General features: G+C 58.6%; 17 protein-coding genes and 1 other RNA gene. 11 read left to right on the plus strand and 7 right to left on the minus strand.

The genetic code is table 11. The annotated features are described in order from the left end of the window. Window positions 1–314: 314 nt before the first annotated feature. From IT895_RS00150 to IT895_RS00160, 3 genes are all read right to left on the minus strand, one after another. Window positions 315–929: a 5-formyltetrahydrofolate cyclo-ligase gene (locus tag IT895_RS00150; protein WP_085919230.1), complete on the minus strand. Its 615-nt coding sequence runs from the start codon at window positions 927–929 to the stop codon at window positions 315–317. Between the two features lie 5 nt (window positions 930–934). After that, window positions 935–1,117, minus strand: a non-coding RNA gene (gene ssrS / locus IT895_RS00155) — 6S RNA. Window positions 1,118–1,170: 53 nt separating this feature from the next. Further along, complete coding sequence (locus IT895_RS00160; protein WP_085919140.1) at window positions 1,171–1,470, minus strand: cell division protein ZapA; 300 nt, start codon at window positions 1,468–1,470, stop codon at window positions 1,171–1,173. A gap of 146 nt (window positions 1,471–1,616) precedes the next feature. Here IT895_RS00160 and IT895_RS00165 point away from each other — a divergent pair, with 146 nt between their 5' ends. From IT895_RS00165 to IT895_RS00180, 4 genes are all read left to right on the plus strand, one after another. Then, entirely contained in the window at window positions 1,617–2,195 is a 579-nt protein-coding gene (locus tag IT895_RS00165) for a UPF0149 family protein (protein WP_085919139.1), read from the plus strand. An 18-nt stretch (window positions 2,196–2,213) separates the two neighbouring features. After that, window positions 2,214–3,554, plus strand: a complete 1,341-nt coding sequence (gene pepP, locus IT895_RS00170) for a Xaa-Pro aminopeptidase (protein WP_085919138.1) — start codon at window positions 2,214–2,216, stop codon at window positions 3,552–3,554. Between the two features lie 72 nt (window positions 3,555–3,626). Further along, window positions 3,627–4,844, plus strand: coding sequence for a 2-octaprenyl-6-methoxyphenyl hydroxylase (gene ubiH, locus IT895_RS00175; RefSeq protein WP_085919137.1), 1,218 nt, complete (start codon window positions 3,627–3,629; stop codon window positions 4,842–4,844). A 32-nt stretch (window positions 4,845–4,876) separates the two neighbouring features. Then, window positions 4,877–6,127 carry a UbiH/UbiF/VisC/COQ6 family ubiquinone biosynthesis hydroxylase gene (locus IT895_RS00180; RefSeq protein WP_199284396.1) on the plus strand — a complete coding sequence of 417 codons (1,251 nt, stop codon included), beginning with the start codon at window positions 4,877–4,879 and terminating at the stop codon, window positions 6,125–6,127. Here IT895_RS00180 and IT895_RS00185 read toward each other — a convergent pair. The 3 genes from IT895_RS00185 to gpmI form a co-directional block, all read right to left on the minus strand. Continuing rightward, a complete protein-coding gene (locus IT895_RS00185) occupies window positions 6,124–7,443 on the minus strand; it encodes a S41 family peptidase (protein ID WP_085919135.1) in 1,320 nt (439 codons plus the stop codon). The two genes, IT895_RS00180 and IT895_RS00185, sit on opposite strands and share 4 nt — an antisense overlap. 78 nt (window positions 7,444–7,521) lie before the next feature. After that, complete coding sequence (locus tag IT895_RS00190; RefSeq protein ID WP_085919134.1) at window positions 7,522–8,658, minus strand: murein hydrolase activator EnvC family protein; 1,137 nt, start codon at window positions 8,656–8,658, stop codon at window positions 7,522–7,524. Between the two features lie 8 nt (window positions 8,659–8,666). Next, window positions 8,667–10,244 carry a 2,3-bisphosphoglycerate-independent phosphoglycerate mutase gene (gene gpmI, locus IT895_RS00195; RefSeq protein WP_085919133.1) on the minus strand — a complete coding sequence of 526 codons (1,578 nt, stop codon included), beginning with the start codon at window positions 10,242–10,244 and terminating at the stop codon, window positions 8,667–8,669. 254 nt (window positions 10,245–10,498) lie between these two features. On the opposite strand from gpmI, the gene IT895_RS00200 reads away from it, so the two are divergent. The 7 genes from IT895_RS00200 to ruvX all read left to right on the plus strand — a co-directional run bounded on the left by IT895_RS00200 (window position 10,499) and on the right by ruvX (window position 15,173). Next, window positions 10,499–10,921: a rhodanese-like domain-containing protein gene (locus IT895_RS00200; protein ID WP_085919132.1), complete on the plus strand. Its 423-nt coding sequence runs from the start codon at window positions 10,499–10,501 to the stop codon at window positions 10,919–10,921. A 72-nt stretch (window positions 10,922–10,993) separates the two neighbouring features. Beyond that, window positions 10,994–11,503, plus strand: a complete 510-nt coding sequence (gene secB, locus IT895_RS00205) for a protein-export chaperone SecB (protein WP_085919131.1) — start codon at window positions 10,994–10,996, stop codon at window positions 11,501–11,503. Window positions 11,504–11,506: 3 nt separating this feature from the next. Continuing rightward, the gene (locus tag IT895_RS00210) at window positions 11,507–12,262 is read left to right on the plus strand and encodes a 16S rRNA (uracil(1498)-N(3))-methyltransferase (RefSeq protein WP_085919229.1); all 756 of its coding nucleotides are present in this window, start codon (window positions 11,507–11,509) and stop codon (window positions 12,260–12,262) included. 76 nt (window positions 12,263–12,338) lie between these two features. Continuing rightward, window positions 12,339–13,031 (plus strand): CvfB family protein, encoded by a 693-nt coding sequence (locus IT895_RS00215; RefSeq protein WP_085919130.1) that lies wholly within the window; start codon window positions 12,339–12,341, stop codon window positions 13,029–13,031. 76 nt (window positions 13,032–13,107) lie between these two features. After that, window positions 13,108–14,067: a glutathione synthase gene (gshB, locus tag IT895_RS00220; RefSeq protein ID WP_085919129.1), complete on the plus strand. Its 960-nt coding sequence runs from the start codon at window positions 13,108–13,110 to the stop codon at window positions 14,065–14,067. Between the two features lie 80 nt (window positions 14,068–14,147). Continuing rightward, on the plus strand, window positions 14,148–14,705 hold the full coding sequence (locus IT895_RS00225) for a YqgE/AlgH family protein (protein WP_085919128.1): 558 nt from the start codon (window positions 14,148–14,150) through the stop codon (window positions 14,703–14,705). Between the two features lie 12 nt (window positions 14,706–14,717). Beyond that, on the plus strand, window positions 14,718–15,173 hold the full coding sequence (ruvX, locus tag IT895_RS00230) for a Holliday junction resolvase RuvX (protein ID WP_085919127.1): 456 nt from the start codon (window positions 14,718–14,720) through the stop codon (window positions 15,171–15,173). A 7-nt stretch (window positions 15,174–15,180) separates the two neighbouring features. Here ruvX and IT895_RS00235 read toward each other — a convergent pair whose 3' ends face one another. Beyond that, window positions 15,181–16,257 carry an aspartate carbamoyltransferase gene (locus IT895_RS00235; RefSeq protein WP_085919126.1) on the minus strand — a complete coding sequence of 359 codons (1,077 nt, stop codon included), beginning with the start codon at window positions 16,255–16,257 and terminating at the stop codon, window positions 15,181–15,183. Between the last annotated feature and the right edge of the window lie 207 nt (window positions 16,258–16,464).

A 16,464-nucleotide genomic window follows, 5' to 3' on the forward strand; every position in this document is an offset into this window, starting at 1 on the left:
ACGATAGCCTATTGGCCCTATAGTCACAGGCGATATTGATGAAGGGCGTCATCAGGGCAGTATTAGGCTGCTCATCAACGACAGGTAACCAGGATGACGCCTTAAAGTTGACAACTTTAAAGGGGCTGGAGAAGCACTATGCGGCGTAAGAAACCCGATATGGTACTGACACTAATGATTGTGTTTGCGCTCGGGGTATTAGCCACCGGCTACGCGCAGGCGCTTTCGGGAGGTTAAGCCGTAGCGCTGGGGTACGAAAGCGTCACCGGCTCAATGGGCTGGCCCTTACGGGCCAGCCCATTTTTTTAGGTAGCTTATCCTGGGCGAACGATATGCTGGTCACTCACCACGGCGTTTAATGGTATGTCCCAGGGCTCAACAGGGAGGGTATCTACCTGTTGGCAAGCGTGGGCAACACCCAGCAGCGTCGGTTTGGGGCCAGGGCGGCGCATAAAGGCAAGGCTGCGATCGTAAAAGCCGCCGCCCATGCCCATGCGATTGGCCCGGGCATCAAAGCCGACCAACGGTAAGATCACTGTATCCAACGCCCATGCGGGCAAACGACGCTGATGTTTGGCCGCAAAACGGGTATCCGGCTCGGCGATGCCAAAGCGGTTTTTGATCATCGGCGTGTTGGCATGGTAGGCGACAAACCAGAGCGTATTGGCACTGAATGGCCGTAAAACGGGTAGATAAACCGACACTCTTCGTCGACGCAACCAGGGAAGTAGCGGGGTCGGGTCGATTTCACCCATGACAGGTAAGTAAAGACTGATGCGTCTTGCGCGGTGAATTTCGGGAAGGCGCTTAAGCTGCTGACAGAGACGGTGGGCTGCTTCGCGTTGTTCACGCAGCGAGAGCGATTGACGCCGCCGACGCAGTTCACGTCGCAAAGCGCGTTTTTCTTCAGCGCTGTGGAGGCTGTTCATCATTAGTGTTCCCCAGAGTGCCGCTGTCGTTCTGGCCCTGAACCTACTGGTTCAGGTGGGTGGCCGCAGCCAAGCCGTCAGGCTTTCCGACGCACGGACATGCACACGGGCCTGGCTAGCATTTGGCCCCCTAGGTATTACGCATAGGCTCGAGGGACTGTAACGACTGGCGCACACCCCAGAGAACGTCATCATCCTAACAGAGCGGGGCCCAATGCCAAAGGCATGCGTTAAACGGTCTTTACGGCGTGCGGGTTTGTGACAAAGCGTGCTCAAGCCGCTCGTTAAGCCGGTTCAGGCTGGCTTCTCCGGCGCGATGTTCGTCCATGGCTTCAAGCAGCTCGTGGGTAATGTTAAGTGCCGCCATGATCGCGATACGTTCGCTTCCCAGCAGGCTGCTTTGGGCTTGAATCCCTTGCATGGCGCGGTCCAGGTAGCGTGCGGCCCGTTCTAGTTTGGCTTCTTCACCGGGGTCGCAGGCAATCACGTAATCACGCCCTAACAGGCTGATTTCGGTAGTAGGCCGTTTAGTGTTACTCATGACAGGCTCCGGCACGGGTCAAAAGGATGCCCAATGCGTTAACATCACTGCATAGGAAGGACGATGTCGCTCACTATAAGAGAGCCGCTTGCGCGGGGTCAACGCGCAAGCCCGAGCGACCCTAAACCCATCAACGAGTGAAGACGATGTCGCTAATAGACGAACGCCAGGATTTCTCGGATATCGCCGATGTTTTTTTGTTGCACGGGAGTATGCAGTCGCCCGCCTTTCTGGACGGCCGGTTATGCGCACTGCTCGCGCTGCGTGATATGGATGCCCAGGCTTGGCTGGAAGAGGTCTGCTTAAGCCTGGGGGTGGATCAGCCACGCGATTCGGCGAGTGCTGAACGTCTGTTGGGCTGGCGACGGCAAACCCTGGAGGCGCTAAGCGCCAGTGATATGAACTATGCCCCCCTGCTGCCGGATGAGCTGTTCAGCCTGGCTGAGCAGGCCCAGGGCCTGAAGGAGTGGACGCTAGGCTTCATGGAAGTGGTCGACGAAGTGGCCGATGACGCACAGCGAAAGCATTGGTCGCAAACCCTGCGTGAAGCGGTAGAAGACCTTGCCGGGTTAGGCCAGATCGAGACGGATATCGATGATTCCCCGGAAAATGAAAATGACCTCTTTGCGCTGACCGAGCACGCGCGTATGGCTGCCATGCTGCTGTATACCGAGCAACACCCCGGTCAGCCGCAGGTCGAGCAAACTGATACCCCTGTTCATTAATCTGTTTTGGAAAACGCTATGTTGCCTGATGTACTGCCTCGCCCTCCGGCTATCCCGTCAGCGGAATACCAACAGCGGCGCGAGACCCTCATGGCCCAACTTCCGCCGAATGCCGCCGTTATTGTGCCCGGCGCATCGTTGGTAACGCGTTCTCATGACAGTGAGTATGCGTTCCGGCAAAGCAGCGATTTCTACTACCTGACCGGTATTGGCGAGCCGGATGCCCTGCTGGTGCTGTTACCCGGGCGCGAAGCGGGGCAAAGCGTGGTGTTCTGCCAGGACCGTGACCCCACCATGGAAGCCTGGACAGGGCGGCGATTGGGCGCTCAGGGAGTCGTGACAATGCATGGCGTCGATCAGGCGTTCGAGAACGCCGAACGCGAGACATTGTTGCTTGAGCTGTTAGCGGGTCGTGAGTGGCTCTATTTACCGCTTGATCAGGGCGATGCCCTCGATATTGCCGAAGACGCCCTGTCCCAGGCCAAGGCGGGTCAACGTCGCGGTCATCCCATGCTGAAAGGCTGGATGGATATTAGCCCGCTGATACATGCCATGCGTCAGATTAAGAGCGAGTCGGAAATCGCCTTGTTGCGGCACGCCGCGTCAATCTCTGCCCGTGCTCATGTGCGCGCCATGCAGGTAGCGCGCCCTGGGTTAAGCGAATATCAGCTTCAGGCTGAGCTGGAGCATGAGTTTGTCTGGCAGGGTGGCAGCGGACCCGCCTACAGCACGATTGTCGGGAGCGGTGCCAATGCCTGCGTGTTGCACTACATTGAGAACAGTGCACCCCTTGCAGACGGCGAGCTGGTGTTGATCGATGCCGGTGCCGAGTTTGACCTTTACGCGGGCGATATTACCCGCACTTTCCCGGTTTCCGGGCGCTTCAGCGATGCTCAGCGAGTGCTTTACCAGGTGGTGCTTGATGCCCAGGAGCGGGCTGTTGCGGCTGTTCAGCCTGGCACCACCCTCGCCGAAATCCATCAGGGCGTTGTGTCTGACTTGACCACTGGATTGATGGAACTGGGTCTGCTGGAAGGCGATCTGCAAACCTGCATCGACGAGCAGCGCTACCGGCGGTTTTATCTTCATTCGACATCGCACTGGCTGGGGCTGGATGTGCATGATGTGGGCACCTATCGCCTGGACGCAGAAACCCCGTGTCCACTTGAGCCCGGTATGGTGCTGACCGTTGAGCCGGGGCTTTATATTCCCGATGAAGCTGACATTCCGGCCGCGTACCGCGGTATCGGCATCCGTATTGAGGATGACGTGGTGGTTACCGCCCAGGGGCGTGAGGTACTGACCCACCAGGTCCCTAAACGGGTAGCCGATATTGAAGCTCTCATGGCGCCTGATTAAGTCGTTGCAGTGCATTATGTAATTTACGTTACGCAATAAGCGTGGTCCTGTGTCACCAGCGGGAGAGAGTCAATGCAAGCGTCTGGGCAAACGGTAACCCATGACATTGTGATTGTGGGGGGCGGATTAGTCGGCGCAAGTCTGGGCTGTGCTCTGGCGCCCTTGATTGAGCGTTACGGCTGGAAAGTCGCCATTATCGAAGCGGCGCCGTTACCGGCCAAATCACTTGATGAGGCCTGGCAACCCAGTTTCGACGCTCGTGCCAGTGCCATTGCGGAAGGCTCGGCCCAGCGCTTTCGTCAGCTGGGCGTATGGGAGGCAATGCAAACCGAGGCAACGCCCATCAAGCGTATCCATATCAGTGAACGGGGGCGGCTCGGGGCAACCCGGCTCAGTGCCGATGAACTGGGCGTGGATGCGCTGGGTCACGTGATTCCCAATGCCTGGATGGGGCGCGTGCTGCATCAGCGGCTGAATGCATTACCCCTTGAATGGCACTGCCCGGCCAAGGTCGACAACATCACGCCGACGCCCCAAGGGCACGACTTGATGCTGTCTGATGGCAGTCGGCTCCACGGCGCCCTGACAGTGCTGGCGGACGGCGGGCGGTCGGGTTTAAAGGAGCAGCTTGGCATTGGCAGCCGTCGCGAGGCCTATCAGCAAACGGCGCTGATTGCTCATGTGGGCGTTAGCCAGCCACATCAGGGCGTGGCCTATGAGCGGTTTACCCAGGCCGGGCCTATCGCTCTGTTACCCTTGCCAGGGCAGACGATGGAGTTGATCTGGACGCATTCCACCGGGCATGAACAAGCGCGCCTGGATCTATCCGATGGAGACTTCCTGGCGCAGCTGCAAACGGCCTTTGGCGACAGGGTCGGGCGCTTTACCCGAGTGGGCCAGCGCCACAGCTATCCATTGACCTTAATCACTGCCGAGGAGCCCGTTCGGCCTGGGCTTGCGGTGCTGGGCAATGCAGCCCATGCGCTGCACCCGGTGGCCGGTCAAGGCTTTAATCTGGCCCTTCGTGGGGTAATGGACCTGGTCGAGGCACTTGAGAAAGGCGAGTTGGCGAAGCGGCCGTTGGGTGACATGACCACGCTTCAGGCGTTCGAGCGGCAGCGCGCTCAGGACCGAGCCAATGTGATTCGCTTTAGTGATGGCCTGATTCGCCTGTTTGGCATGAACTTACCCTTTTTACCCCATGCCAGAGCCGCCGGCCTGGTGGGGCTCAATATCATCGGGCCATTACGTAAAGGTCTGGCGCGCCGGGCGATGGGACTGGAGCGTTGAGTGCCCCCGGGGCTGCCAGCAGAAGGAGTGTTATGCAGACATCCAATGAGTCAGGTGCACCGGCGGAGAACGGCTTCGACGCCATCGTTGTCGGCGCCGGCATGGTGGGCTCGACGTTGAGCTGGCTATTGGCCGACGCCGGCATGCAGGTGGCGCTGGTAGAAGCGCAAGCACAGCCCCCCTTGCACGAGGTGAGCGGTTTGCCGTCGCCCCGGGTGAGTGCTCTGACACCGGTCTCGCAGCGACTGTTAACCCATATCGGGGCCTGGCCATTAATGGTTAATGCCCGGGTGACCCCTTATCGCTATATGCAGGTATGGGACGCCGAGGGTAGCGGCGAGATAAGCTTTTCCGCCGACGAAGCGGGCGTGTCCGTGTTGGGGCATATCGTCGAGAATGACGTGACGTTATCGGCGTTGCACACAACGCTTCAAGACCAGGGCCGGGTCAGCATATTTTTCGGCACGCCGGTAGATGCCCTGGAGGCTTCAACGTCGGGGCGTCAGTTGCGCTTGGCGAATGGCCAATCGCTGCATGCGCCGTTGGTCGTTGCGGCGGACGGTGCGCGTTCGGTCTTGCGCGACATGGCGGGCATCGACGTGGTCAGCGAGGCGATGGGCCAGGAGGCGCTGGTCACCACGGTGCGCTGCGGCTATCCCCATGGCGATACCGCGCGGCAAGCGTTTATCGACGGGTGTCCGTTGGCATTTTTGCCGCTAACGGTGGAGGGGGACCCTCATTACTGCTCGATTGTGTGGTCGACCACCCCCGCGCATGCCGAAGCGCTGTGCCAGCTTTCCCGAGAGGCGTTGGGGGAAGCCCTGGGCCACGCCCTGGGGGAGCGAATGGGCGCGGTGAGCGTCTGCGATAAAGCGCACCGTTTTGCGTTGGTCCAACGCCATGCAGTGCATTACGTGCAGCCGCATTTTGCACTGGTGGGTGATGCGGCCCATAGCCTTCATCCCCTGGCGGGGCAGGGGGCTAACCTGGGGTTGATGGATGCCGCCGTTTTAGCCGACGAGGTCACCTCGGCCTGGCGGCGGGGGGCACCGTGGGGTGAGCTAAGCACCTTGAGCCGCTATGCCCGCCGTCGGCGCGGTGACAACCGCGCCATGCTGGCACTAATGAAAGGCTTTAAAACCCTGTTCGGCAGCCATGATCCGGCACTGACGCTGGTGCGTAACCTGGGCATGAGCGGCTTGCACCGGCTTACTCCGCTGAAGCGCATGGTAATGCGGCAAGCCACCGGCGAACGCGGCCGCTTGCCGGCTTCGTGCCGTTAATGACGGCGGCGGTCGACCACGTTCAGCGCTTTGAGCAGATTAAGTGCTTCGCTCAACTGGTAGTCTTCGCGCAGGCGCTGTGACACCTCTTCCTGGTCACGCGGGGCCTGTTGGGACTGTAAATGGCCTTCCAGGTCGGATTCGCGGATTTCGCGCCTGCCTTCGGCGACTTCCAGGCGCCCGCGAACCACATCAACGTCGGGTTCGATGCCCTGGGCCTGAATGGAACGGCCTTGCGGCGTATAGTAAAGCGCCGTGGTAAGCTTCAACCCCTCACCATTGCCCAGCGGCATGATCTGCTGTACCGATCCCTTACCGAAACTGTCGGTGCCCATGATCACGCCGCGGCGCTGATCCTGAAGGGCACCGGCGACAATCTCCGCGGCGGAGGCGCTACCGCCATTGATCAGCACGACAAGCGGCACATCCTCTGCTGGCGTATCAGCCGAGGCGGAGAATGATAGCTCGTTGTCGGGAATGCGACCCTCGGTGTAGACAATCAGCCCTTCATCCAGGAACAGGTCCGCCACGCCAACGGCGGCCTGTAAAACCCCGCCGGGGTTATTACGTAAATCGAGCACCAGGCCATCCAGCGGCTGTTCACGGGCCATGCGCTGCAGGGCTTCCCTGGCCTGCTCAGGCGTGCGTGACTGGAACTGGCTGATGCGTAAATAGCCATAGCCGGTTTCCAGCAACTCGTGTTTGACGCTTTCGCTACGGATAATCTCGCGGGTAAGGGTGAACTCGCGAGGGGACTCTTCGCCTGCCCGTAGCACGGAAATGTCCAGCGTTGTATCGGGGTCGCCACGCATCAAGGTCACGGCCTCTTGCAGGGACATGCCCTCGGTGGGGGTGCCATCGATACTGATGATGATATCCCGGGACATCAGCCCCGCCTCTGAGGCCGGGGTATCGTCGATCGGCGTTATGATCATAAGCTGGCCGTTTTCCATACCCACTTCGATGCCGATTCCGCCGAACTCGCCCTCGGTGGATTCGCGCAGGCTTTGATATTCTTCTTTATCCAGATAGGCGGAGTGAGGGTCCAGCTCGCTCAGCATGCCGCGCATGGCGTTGCGGAGTAGAGTGCGGTCTTCGACGTCTTCGACATAGGCGCGCTTGATGCGCTCAAATACCTCGGCAAACGTCTGGATTTCTTCAAGCGGCAGGTCGTCGCTGACGTTATCAACTGTCCCGTCGCTGTCACTACTGGGCTGAGCCAGAAGCGGTAACGGGACCGAAAGTAAAGCGATAGGGAGCAGGGTTGCCAAGAGGCGTTTGGCAAGGGCCGATCCCTCGGTAACAGATAGCGTCATGCAGACTCCGCGAAACGATATTGGTGGGCAGCGCGCGCCGCTACCCCAATGACAACAAGAATTACCCAGCTTATCCCGTCAGCGGCGTGCAATCCAACGTTGTGGGTTAATTGGTTCACCACGCCTGCGGACTTCAAAGTAAAGCGCACTACGTGGCTGACCACCGCTATCGCCAACCCGACCAATCTCGTCGCCGCGCTCGATCTGCTGACCGGGGCGCGCGGTGAACTGCTGCAGGTGGGCGTAGAGCGTCATGATTTGATCACCATGGTCGATAATCAATAAATTGCCAAATCCACGCATCCAGTCGGCAAACACCACACGACCAGGGTGCACGGCGCTAACCGAGGTGCCTGCCGTGGCCTGAATGACGATGCCGTTGTAATGGACACCATCACGGCGCTGAAAAGCCGCCGTGATATCGCCCTGGACCGGCCAGGGCAGATCCCCCTGAGTACGGGCAATATGGGTCGTCGGCGCAGGCTCGTCAAGGCGTGCCAGCTCGGCCTGAATCTCGCGCAGTCGCTGTTCGGCCTGCTCTCGGTCATCATTCAGGGCGGCCAGACGCTCGGCTTCACTGCCATAGCGGTCATCTAGGCTGTTTACGACGCCGCGACGTTCCTGGGTGCGTTCGGCGAGCCGTGCACTTTCGGCTTCCAGTTCTTCGGACAGAGCGTCCAGTCGGTCCTCGCGCTCGGCAAGTGCTTGTTGGGTGTCGGCCAGCGCACTATCCAACCGGGCTATCTCGGCCATGCGCTGCTGACGCGCCTCGGTAAGCCGATTCAAGTAAGCCTGCATGCGGTCAAGTTCGGCGGGGTCGCCCTGATTTAACAGCAGTTTGAGTTGGGGAGTCGGTCCCAACCGGTAAAGCGCTGCCAGCTGTTGGCCGAGGGCATCTGATTGAACTTCGCGGTCTGCCTCAAGGCGGTCGCGATGCTTGCGAAGCTGATTGGTTTCCTCATTGAGCTTGCGGCGCTCGCTTTGTAGCTGATCGAGCCGTTGATGGGTCTCGGCGAGCTCGGTTTCAACCTCGCGCAGCTCGCGTTTGGCCCCTTCGCGAGCTTCATCGGTTTCGCTCAAGCGCTCGGAAAGCGCCTCGATCGCCTGGCCGAGGTTATCCAGTTGCTGGCGTGCCTGGGTTTCGCTGGGCTGGGCAGCGCTGTGCGTAGCGTATAACAGCGCTATCCCAGCCGCTATGCTGACAAGTCGTCGCATCAAGCGGATTAACCGAAGGTGATCAATGGGTGGCCGGTCATCGCTTGAGGAACCTCTTGATTCATCATGCGCAAAAGCGTCGGGGCAAGATCACATAGCCGTCCATCCTCCAGCGCCCCTGGACGTTCTCCAATGTAAACCAGTGGCACCATAAAGGTGGTGTGGGCGGTTTGCGGTGCGCCGGTCTCGGGGTGGACCATCTGCTCGGCGTTGCCATGATCGGCGGTAATCAGGCAGGCCCCGCCCGCGCGCTCAATGGCTTCGACCACGCGTCCCGCGCAGGTATCGACGGTTTCTATGGCTTTTACTGCGGCGTCAAAGTCACCGGTGTGGCCCACCATATCGCCGTTGGCGTAGTTGCATACCATCAGGTCAAAGCGGCCGCTATCGATGGCCTCAACCAACTTGTCGGTAATCTCGACGGCGCTCATTTCGGGCTTTTCGTCGTAAGTTTTCACGTCGCGCGGTGAGGGGACGAGAATACGCTCTTCGCCTTCATATTCGGCTTCATTGCCGCCCGAAAAGAAGAAGGTGACATGGGGGTATTTTTCAGTTTCGGCGATGCGCAGCTGTTTCAAGCCGCGTTTGGCCACGACTTCCCCCAGAGTGTCGTTCAGGTCCGAGGGCGGGAAGGCGGCTGGTGCGGGAATATCGGCGGCGTACTGGGTCATCATGACCAGCCCATCGCCCGCGAGCTTGGGACAGACGCGCCGCTCGAAACCATTGAAGTCAGGCTCGACGAAGGCGCGGGTCAGTTCGCGAGCGCGGTCCGAGCGGAAGTTAAGGAATATTGCCGCGTCGCCATCCTGTAATGTGATGGCCTTGTCTTGGGAGCCGTCACTCAGCGGAATGCTACTGGCGGCCACAAATTCATCGGTTTCACCACGGTCGTAGGCATCGCGCAACGCCGTTTCAGCGCTGGTGGCATAGTAGTCGGCGTGGCCGTCAGTGAGCAGGCGGTAGGCTTGCTCAACACGCTCCCAACGGTTGTCGCGATCCATGGCGTAAAAGCGACCGATGATCGAGGCAACAAAGCCGTTGTCAGCCCCTACCAGCTCAGCCAGACGGGCGTTGGCACGCTCTATGGAGCGCAACGCGCTTTGTGGCGGCATATCCCGGCCGTCCAGGAAGGCGTGAACATAGATACGCTGGGCGCCGCGGCGGGCCGCCAGCTCCGCCATGGCGATAAAGTGGTCCTCGTGACTGTGAACGCCACCGGGCGAAAGCAGCCCCAGCAGGTGAACGGGACGTCCGTTGGTCACTGCCTCGTCGATGGGCCGGGTCAGCACGTCAATGGTGTCCAGGTCGCCGTCTTCAATTGCCTTGGTGATGCGGGTAAAGTCCTGGTAAACAATGCGGCCGGCACCCAGGTTCATGTGGCCCACTTCGGAGTTCCCCATTTGCCCGTCAGGTAGCCCGACGTGGCGCCCATCCGTGTGGACAAAGGCATGTGGTCGGTCAGCCCAGAGTTTATCCATTACCGGTGTGTTGGCGGCAGCTACTGCATTGTGCGCGTTGTCGGGGTTGTGGCCGTAGCCGTCTAAAATAATTAACGCGACGGGGCGGGGAGTGCTTGCAGTGTCCATAAAATTTCTCCTGATGAGTGGCGAACCGGACGGCATAAAGCCAATCGGGGTCGCGACTAATGCATGCTTGGGGCATCATAACGCAGCCAGTGGCTGAGCGTCATGAATAGGGCCTGTTGACGTTTCACGCATGGCCGCGCTGGTGCTCGTTTTTATTCGCGGCCTGCGCGCGCTGGCGTCAGACGTGTATACTTGTCGCGTTCTAATGGTGGCAATGCCGCTTTTTTCTGTATTGACCAAGAGATTGTGTCGCGATGATCGATCAGCTGTTCGAATTCGTAATGAATCACCCCCTATTGGTAGGGGCGTTTGTGCTGGCGCTGATTGCGTGGATTGTGTACGAAACACGCAGCGCCTCAACCCATGCGCTAACGGCCACTGAGGCCACGCAGCTCATTAACCGTGAAGACGCCGTTGTACTGGATATCCGTGAAAGTAAAGACTTTAAAACGGGGCATATTGCCGGTGCGCGGAATATTCCCCAGAGCAGCCTTGATAGCCGCATGAATGAGCTGAATAAAGTGAAAGACAAGCCGATCATTGTGGCGTGTAAACATGGACAAAGTTCAGGTGCTGCCCAGGCGAAGCTTGCGAAAGCAGGCTTTGAACGCGCCTTTAAATTAAAAGGTGGCATGGCGCAGTGGCAGGCTGACGGCCTTCCGGTGGTTAAAAAGTAAGCGTCGATACGCACGTTACTTATTGCATGAACGATTGCACTGACTATTGCATCAACAACGAGGAGTTCTCACATGGCGGAAGATAACAACACCCCGCAGGCTGGCGCGCAAGCCGACGACAAACCGCAGCTCAAATTTTCGCTGCAACGTATTTACGTAAAAGATATTTCGTTTGAAGCGCCCAATTCGCCGTCGGTGTTCCAGGACGCGTTCAAGCCCAAGGTCAACCTCGACCTTAATACCAGTAGCAAAAAAATTGCCGATGACCAGTATGAAGTGGTCGTTAAAGTGACGGCGCAGGTTAACGACAAAGAAACCGGTACGACTTCCTTTTTGGCGGAAGTTGAGCAGGCAGGCCTGTTCCGTATCTCCGGTATCGAAGGTGCCCAGTTGGATCAAACCTTGGGTGCCTTCTGCCCGAACCTGCTGTTCCCCTACGCCCGCGAATGCGTGGATAATCTGGTCAACCGTGGTGGCTTCCCGCCGCTGATGCTGGCGCCGGTGAATTTTGAAGCGATGTACGCGCAGCGTAAGCAACGCGAGAAACAACAAGCTGACCAGGCTGAAGCGAATACGCACTAAATGATGTTGGCGACCGACTGGTACGCCCGGCACGGGAAAATGCCGCGCCTTTATGTCCCCGGGGTGTTTCGCCCAGGCGATGAGGTGGTGCTCCCGGAAGGCCCTGCGCGACATGTGACACGGGTGTTGCGGTTGGGTGAAGGCTCGCCCCTGGTGCTGTTCGATGGCAATGGCCATGAGGCGGGTGTGCGCCTTGTCGACGTAGGCCGCAAGCAGACAACGGTGGGTATTGAGGCTGTTTGGCCGGGTAACGGTGAATCGCCGCTGGCCGTGCATCTAGGCCAGGCAATTTCCAAAGGCGACCGGATGGATTATGCCATTCAGAAGGCCGTCGAGCTTGGCGTGTCTGCCATCACTCCGCTGTATACCGAGCGGGGTGATGTGCGCCTTAAAGGCGACAGGGAAGCCAAAAAGCTGGCCCATTGGCAGGCGGTGGCTGCCAGCGCCTGTGAGCAGAGCGGGCGTGCGTTCGTGCCGCCGGTCAACCCGCCCATCACCCTCAAGGCATGGCTTGAGGCGCGCCAGGAGCCGCTGCGTTTAATGCTGCATCTGGCGACTGGCCATGCCTTCGATCGCCAAGACCGTCCCACGTCGGCTGCATTGCTTATCGGCCCGGAAGGCGGTTTGAGCGAGAGTGATATTGATGCCGCCCAAAATGCTGCCTTTAAACCGCTAACACTCGGCCCACGGGTTTTGCGTACGGAGACGGCGCCGGTGGTGGCGTTAACCCTTCTTCAGCATTACCTAGGCGATTTGTAAGCCTTCCTCTCTACTACTTTGCCTTGCGTTACCAAGCCCCCATAATGAAAGCCTATTTATTGTAAGGACGGCACCCATGGTCCGTGAGCCTCACTCTTCCTCCCGACCCGCCAGCGATGCATCTGCTCAACTGGGTGAAGTGGCCTACTTAACCGTTACCGCGGTGAACAACACTGGCGCCTTTTTGCGCTGGGGGCCCTCCAAGGATGTGCTGCTGCCCTACAGCGAGCAGCGTTTTCGCCCCGACCCCGGCAAACGCGTGTTGGTTATGCTGTATAGCGACGATCAGGGGCGGCCCGTGGCCACCATGCGCCTGGATCGGTTTTTAACCGATGATGCCTGGGCACTGGATACGGGTGACCAAGTGGCCGTAGTGGTCGCCGACCGCACCGATCTGGGCATGAAAGTCGTCGTCAATCACCGCTATTGGGGGTTGATCTACCAGGACGATATCAGCCAGCCGCTGCGTCGCGGCCAGTCGTTAACAGGGTATGTCAAGCAGCGTCGTGAAGACGGACGGGTGGATATTTCGCTGCTGCCGCCCGGCGCTGCCCGCTTGGACGTGGTAGGTGACCAAGTGCTCAAGGCGCTGCGCGAGAGCGGCGGTTACCTGGCATTGGGGGATAAAAGTACCGCTCACGATATCAAGGCGCGGCTGGGTGTGAGCAAGAGCGCCTACAAGCAGGCGATTGGGCGACTTTACAAGCAACAGCTGATTACGCTTGAGCCTAACGCCATACGCCTAGTGCCCGGTGCGCTCAGCGAGTAATACGTCTCGCGGTTGGAGCCTGAGAAGCAGTGCGGCATACTGCCCACCTATATGTTCATGTATGGATTGTGCCCCGATGAGTCAGTCAACATTGCACCTTGGTGTCGTGATGGATCCCATCAGCGACATCGCTTACAAGAAAGATACCACCATGGCGATGCTATGGGCGGCCCAGGACCGCGGCTATACGTTGCATTACATGGAGCAGGAAGATCTTTTCTTGAATGCAGGGCAGGCATACGCGCGCATGCGACCGCTGACGGTTTATCGAGATCCCGCGCATTGGTATGAACTGGGTGAACCCTCAGCCCGGCCGATCAATGAGCTTGACGCGGTATTGATGCGCAAAGACCCGCCGGTGGATGCGGATTTTACCAACGCGGTTCATCTGCTCGGCTTTGCTGAACGAGAGGGCGTGTTGATTGTCAATCCGACAGATGCCCTGTTGCAGTGTAATGAAAAGCTATTTGCCCAGCAGTTTCCGCAGTGCTGCGCGCCGACGCTTGTGGCCAGCCGGGCCGACGTGTTGCGCGCCTTTCACGCCGAGCATGGCGATGTGATCTTCAAGCCATTGGATGGCATGGGCGGTACCGGTATCTTTCACATTGGTCCCGAGGGGCGCAATATCGGTGCCGTGATCGAGCAGCTTACCCTGCGCGGCCAGCGCCAGATCATGGCGCAGCGTTATCTGCCCGCCATCAAGGAAGGCGACACACGGATTCTGCTAGTCGATGGCGAACCGGTACCCTATGGTCTGGCCCGCATTCCTTCAGCGGGGGAAACACGCGGTAACCTGGCTGCCGGTGGGCGCGGCGTGAGTCGCGAGCTGACCAGGCGAGACCAGTGGCTTGTTGAGCAAGTGCAGCCCATGATCCGCGAAAAAGGATTGATGTTCGTCGGTCTGGATGTGATCGGCGATTATATTACCGAGATTAACGTGACAAGCCCCACCTGCGTGCGCGAAATCGACGATCAGCGTGGCACGGATATCGCAGGGTTGCTGCTGGACGCCATAGAACGTCGCCTTGCTGCATAAGCGGCTCTTTATTGCTCTGTCGCGACTTATTTACTGATTTTTTAGGCTGGCTGATGTTGTCAGTTGGCCGCAGGAGACGCATGCAAAGTTTAAAGCATCATTTCTTGATGGCGATGCCGCACCAGGACGATCCCAATTTTGCGGGGAGCCTGATCTACCTGTGCGACCATGATCACAATGGTTGCATGGGTGTGATTGCCAACCGCCCCTTGGAGATCACCCTCGATGCGCTCTTCGAGCAACTGGAATTAGGGGGAGATAATAGCCCCTACCGCAACTCGCCGGTGTATTACGGTGGGCCGATGCATAAAGATCGCGGCTTTATTCTCCATACCGGGGATAGTCAGGCATGGGATTCCAGCCTTCAGGTTGAAGACAACATTTCGCTCACGACGTCGATGGATATCTTGCAGGCATTGGCGAACGGTGAAGGCCCTGAACAGTTTCTGGTCTGCCTGGGTTGTGCCGGCTGGGAAGTGGGGCAGCTTGAAGAAGAGTTAAAAGAAAACGCCTGGTTGACGGTGGAGGGTCAGGCATCCGTACTATTTGATACGCCACCTGCCGAACGCCTCGCCGCGGCGGCAGGCATTCTCGGGGTGGATCTTAACCTGATGACCCGTGATGCAGGCCACGCCTGATGGTTGAGAATAATGACTGAAAGCGGTCAGCGCCTTGTGCTGGCGTTTGATTTTGGTACACGGCGCATTGGCGTGGCTGTCGGCAATGAGATGCTGAACAGTGCTCGTGAGCTTGCTCCTCTCACCGCACGCGACGGTATTCCCGATTGGGAGCTGGTGACGCGCCTTGTCAAGGAGTGGCAACCCGATCTGTTTGTTGTCGGCTTGCCGCTCAATATGGATGGCACCGAGTCGGCCATGAGCCTTCGCGCGCGCAAGTTCGGTAATCGACTTCACGGGCGCTTCGGTAAACCTTGTGAAATGGTCGACGAGCGTGGCTCTACCCAGGAAGCGAAGCACATCGCCCGCGCGGCGGGACACCGTGGCAACTACCGTGAAGAGAGTGTCGACGGTATCGCCGCGGTGTTGATTCTGGAAGGCTGGTTTGCCCACCAGGAAGGACTTCCCGGTGGGCGCATATCCCGCTGAAGGTAGGCTAACGGTCGAGCGTGCCCGTCTGGGCGGGGACAAACCAACGTACGGGGCGCATTTCCTTTTCAACCAGCTCGTCAACCTCAAGTAGCGTTGCGAAGATGGCCATGCGCATGGGAATGCCGTTATCGGTTTGGCGGAAGATGGCTAGCCGAGGATCGCCGTTTAGATCCACGTTCAAGTCATTTGCTCCAGGGCGGCTATCGCGGGGCAGCGGATGCATGACGATGGTGTTGTCGCTACAGCGCTGGTCCAGGAAATCGCGGTTAACCATAAAGTCATTCGAAAGGCCCTGAAAACTCTCGTTCATCTCGTCGGTAAAGCGCTCCTTCTGAATCCGGGTAGCGTACACCACATCCAAATCCGAGAAGTCGCTGGCCAGCGAGTTGCGCTGTTCAATACGGTGGCCACGAGATGTGACGAGGTCTACCAGTTGTGCAGGCATTTCAAGGCCCGGCGGCGATACCAGGGTAATGCGTAGCGGTCCGTAGAGTGACAAGAGCTTGATCAGAGAGTGCACGGTACGGCCGTACTTTAAATCGCCGGTGAGCAGAATGTGGGCACCGCTCAGTGATTTACCCAAGCGCTGAAACTCTTTATCGATGGTGTAGATATCCAGTAGCGCTTGGCTGGGGTGTTCACCGGGACCATCGCCGCCGTTGATCACAGGGACATTTGTCGCCGCAGCAAATTCTGCCACAGACCCCTGGTCCGGGTGGCGCATGACAATGGCGTCGCAATACCCACTCATCACGCGGCTGGTATCGTACAGCGACTCTCCCTTGGCCATCGACGAAAAGGTAAAGCCGGTGGTGTCGCACACGCTGCCGCCCAGCCGGCAAAAGGCGGCATTGAAGCTCACGCGGGTACGCGTACTGGCCTCAAAAAACAGGTTGCCAAGAACTGCCCCCTCTAAAACACGGGTAACCTGGCGGCGCTGTGCAATCGGCTCCATACGTGCGGCAATGCGCAGTAAATGGTCAACGCGTTCGCGATTTAATGAATCGACAGTTAACAGGTGCTGACGCTGGCTCATCACGGACCTCGGCAATAAAGTAAATGCCGCTAGTGTAACCGCCAATTGGCCTGTCGCCGAAGCGCTTTCACGGCGGATAGTGTCTAGCCATAAAACTTTTTCGTATAATCCCTTGCGTCCTCGTCAGCAAAGCCGTAAAGTACGCATCCGCTGCCGGGGACGCCAGGCGTTGCCAGCGGTGAATGAGGTGTAAAAACCTCGGTTTGTCAGTAAGTTAGGCAAATAGCAGGAAGGAAAGTTGAGTTAAACATT

This window comes from Halomonas sp. A40-4 (assembly GCF_015767635.1).
In the GTDB taxonomy this organism is placed as follows: domain Bacteria; phylum Pseudomonadota; class Gammaproteobacteria; order Pseudomonadales; family Halomonadaceae; genus Vreelandella; species Vreelandella janggokensis.